Source organism: Corallococcus llansteffanensis (genome assembly GCF_003612055.1).
GTDB classification, from domain to species: Bacteria; Myxococcota; Myxococcia; order Myxococcales; family Myxococcaceae; genus Corallococcus; species Corallococcus llansteffanensis.
In genome coordinates, this window is sequence record NZ_RAWB01000803.1 from 1 (window position 1) to 3465 (window position 3465).

Here is a 3465-nt window from a genome sequence, read left to right on the forward strand (position 1 = left end):
GGCGTGCGCATCGTGGACATCGAGGGTGGGTGGCGCACCACGCACGAGGACCTGCCCCCGCTCTTCCACCAGGGCGGCACGCAGATCAACGACGTGAGCTGGCGCAACCACGGCACCGCGGTGCTGGGGGAGATGGTGGGCGCGCTCAACGGCTACGGCGTCACCGGCATCTCCTCCGACGCGCAGGCCGGCATCGAGTCCCACAGCGGCGTGGGCGTGGCGGTGGCCGTGAACCGCGCGGCGGCGGCGGTGGGCCGGGGCGGCATCGTCCTGGTGGAGGCGCACAGCCCGGGCCCGGCGGACGGCACGGCGTGCACGTGCAACCAGTCCCAGTGCAACTACATCGCGATGGAGTACTGGCAGGGTGAGTACGACGCCATCGCCACGGCCACCGCCAACGGCGTCATCGTCGTGGAGGCCGCGGGCAATGGCAGCGCGAACCTGGACGCGGCGGCCTATGGCGGGCGCTTCAACCGGGCCACGCGGGACTCGGGCGCCATCATCGTGGGCGCGAGCGCGGGCAGCTCCCGCGCGCCCACGTGCTGGACGAACTACGGCGGGCGCGTGGACGTGCACGGGTGGGGTGAATCCGTGGTGACGCTGGGCTACGGCGACCGCTTCGGCAGCGCCTACGGCGAGGACCAGTTCTACACGTCCACCTTCAGCGGCACCTCCAGCGCGTCGCCGGTCGTGACGGGCGCGGCGGCGAGCGTGCAGGGCGTGGCCCTGGCGTCGGGCCGGGCCGCGCTGGACTCGCGCGCGATGCGCTCCCTGCTCGCGTCCACGGGCACGGCGCAGTCCGCGGACGCGCGCAACATCGGTCCACTGCCGGACCTGCGCCGCGCGGTGTCCCAGCTCCAGTCCGGGTGCCGGCTGATGGCGCCGGGCACGGACCTGCTCGTGGGGCAGAGCGTGACGTGTGACGGCTCCACGCTCGTGCACCAGACCGACGGCAACGTGGTGCTGTACCAGGGCGGGCACCCGCGCTGGTACACCGGCACCCAGGCCCAGACGCAGCGCTTCGCGATGCAGACGGACGGCCACCTGGTGCTGTACGCGACCAACGGCGCGGTCCTCTGGGTGTCCAACACGGCCGGCAATGGCGGCGCGCGGCTGGACCTGGAGCAGGCCTGCAACCTGGTCATCCGCGCCACGGACGGTCGGGCCCTGTGGCAGTCCAACACGCGGTGCGTGACGCAGGCGTGTGGGGGGCTGCAGACCGAGGACCGCCTCTACTCCGGACAGTCGGTGCAGGCGTGCGGTGGGCGCGCGACGCTCTCATACCAGGTCGACGGCAACCTCGTGGTCTACCGCTACGACGGCGCGCCGCTGTGGCACTCGGTCACGTCGGGCCAGTCCCCCGGCATGGTGCGGATGCAGAGCGACGGCAACCTCGTCACCTATGACGCCGGTGGCCGTCCGGTGTGGGCCAGCAGCACAGCAGGACAGAACGGCGCGCGCCTGGACCTGCAGAGCGACTGCAACCTCGTCGTCTACAACGCCGCGGGCCAGCCGGTGTGGGCCAGCGGTTCGTACTGCCCGTAGCGCCCCGTCGTGAAGCGCCCGGCCGGGCCCTCGCATCCGGGGGTCCGGCCCTTCTTCCCGCGCGCTCCGGCGTGGCCTCAGCGCCCGCTGTAGCGGCGGTGATCCACCATCAGGCAGCGGTCCTGCACCACGCGGATGCCCGCCGCCGCCAGCTTCTTCGCGGCGGCGTCGTTGCGGATGCCGGACTGGAACCACACCGCCTTCGGCTTCTTCGCGATGATGTCGTCCACGTGCTGGTCGATGTCGCCCGGCCTGCGGAACACGTCCACGAGGTCGATGTCCCCCGGGATGTCCACGAGCCGCCGGTACACGGGCTTGCCCAATATCTGCTTCGCGTCCGGGTAGTAGACGGGCACCGGCACCACGTCCACGCCTGCCTTGGCCAGGTACTCCGGCACGTAGTACGCGGGCTGGCCGGAGTGGTCCTCGGTCTTGATGCCCAGCACCGCCACCCGCTGCGCGTCCTGCACGACGCGCTTCACGCCCGCCTCGTCCTCGATGAGGTTCTCCACGTGGCTCATGACCCTTCCTCCTGAAGCGTCTCCGCTTGCGATTCGGTGGTGAGCGTCAGCGTCCCGCCCTCCCCCACCGCCTTCACCATCAGCAGGCGGCGCACCGGCACGAACCGGCCCCACGCGACCACCTGCTCGCCTTCACACGTCACGCCCTTCGCCAGCTCCGGCGACCCCGCCTCCTCCCACGCGGCCCGCAGCTCCGCGGGCGCCTTCTCTGGGAGCGCGTCCAGGCACCGGAGCGACACCACCACCGCGTCGCCGAACGTCGTGGGCCGCGTGCCCTGCACCGTGCGCTCCAGCAGGTAGGCCCGCTCCACGCCGTCCACCGCGAGCAGGTCCACCGCCCACGTGCGCTGGCCCTCCACCAGGTTGCGCTGCAGCAGCCCCGCGTACTTCGCCTCCCACTCGCGGCGCGTCCGGACCTCCAGCGCCTCCGGCGTGAAGAAGCGCTCCACCTCCGGCAGCCCCGTGCCCTCGGGCGCCACCTGCCGCAGCGCCTCCTGCGCGGCCTCCGCGCCCACGAGCTTCACGAAGGTGCCGTCCGCCGCCAGCTGCATGCGCAGCGTGAAGCGCTCCAGCACCGCGCCGGGCAGCGACGTCACGTCCTGGCCGTCATGCACCTGGCGCGGGGTGCGCACCGCCTGGGTGACGCGCCAGCCGCCGTCGGACGGGGTGAAGCGGGTTTCGGTGGTGAACGCCGCCTCGTCGCGCACCTCCGGCTGGCCCTCGCGCTGGAGGGTGCGGGTGGCGCGCACGGACTCGGTGAGGAGGCGGTCCACGGGGGGCTTGAAGTCCAGACGCACCGGCGGAGGCAGCCCCGGCGCGGGGTTGAGCGGCGGATACCGGGACGTGCACCCGGAGGCCAGCGACAGCACGAGACAGCACCAGAGGGGACCAGGACGCATGCGCTCGCGGACGCTGGCAGAAAGCCAGGGCGCCCGCGAGCGTCTTGCAGCGTCCAGGGGGTGCATCCCGGGGAAGCAGGTGCTTGGAGAACGCTACGGGTGACGGGTCTGTCCGTTCGGCGCGTTTTCCACGCGGTCGCGCCCGATGTTGCTCCGGTCGCGGTTCACGCCGTCGTCGTCCTTCAGCCCTCCCATGGCGAAGCGGCGCTCCGCTTCCGCCAGGTCGCGCATCACATGCTCGCGCAGCATGTACTCCTTCTGGGGCAGGGACTTGAAGACGTTGATGATGTCGACCGGGGCGCCGTTGTCCTCCGCGGCCTCCACGAGGTCCTCCCGGGTCACCGGGTAGTCCACGGAGTCCAGATGCGGGGTGATGGAGCGCGCCGGATCCTCCGCCTGTCCGTAAGCCATCGTGCCTTTCCACCTTTCTCTGCCCGGACCTCTGGGCCCGGACGACCATCCAGGGACAACGTGGGGATGGCGCCCGCCCCGGGCCACCC

General features: G+C 72.1%; 4 protein-coding genes. 1 reads left to right on the forward strand and 3 read right to left on the reverse strand.

What is annotated here, in order from left to right; all coding sequences use genetic code 11:
* Positions 1 to 1545: S8 family serine peptidase (locus D7V93_RS40415; protein WP_147451603.1), on the forward strand; the 1545-nt coding region annotated here is incomplete at its 5' end.
* A gap of 77 nt (positions 1546 to 1622) precedes the next feature.
* Here the strand turns inward: D7V93_RS40415 and D7V93_RS40420 are convergent.
* The 3 genes from D7V93_RS40420 to D7V93_RS40430 all read right to left on the reverse strand — a co-directional run bounded on the left by D7V93_RS40420 (position 1623) and on the right by D7V93_RS40430 (position 3376).
* Entirely contained in the window at positions 1623 to 2066 is a 444-nt protein-coding gene (locus D7V93_RS40420) for a CoA-binding protein (protein WP_120648342.1), read from the reverse strand.
* Positions 2063 to 2965, reverse strand: a complete 903-nt coding sequence (locus D7V93_RS40425; protein WP_120648343.1) for a hypothetical protein — start codon at positions 2963 to 2965, stop codon at positions 2063 to 2065. The genes D7V93_RS40420 and D7V93_RS40425 overlap by 4 nt, the downstream gene beginning before the upstream one ends.
* 93 nt (positions 2966 to 3058) lie before the next feature.
* Entirely contained in the window at positions 3059 to 3376 is a 318-nt protein-coding gene (locus D7V93_RS40430) for a DUF2795 domain-containing protein (RefSeq protein ID WP_120648344.1), read from the reverse strand.
* Positions 3377 to 3465: the final 89 nt, after the last annotated feature.

Excerpts from the sequence above, each read along its gene's own strand:
- D7V93_RS40420 (WP_120648342.1), bottom strand. The coding sequence starts at position 2,066 with ATGAGCCACGTGGAGAACCTCATCGAGGACGAGGCGGGCGTGAAGCGC.
- D7V93_RS40425 (WP_120648343.1), bottom strand. The coding sequence starts at position 2,965 with ATGCGTCCTGGTCCCCTCTGGTGCTGTCTCGTGCTGTCGCTGGCCTCC.
- D7V93_RS40430 (WP_120648344.1), bottom strand. The coding sequence starts at position 3,376 with ATGGCTTACGGACAGGCGGAGGATCCGGCGCGCTCCATCACCCCGCAT.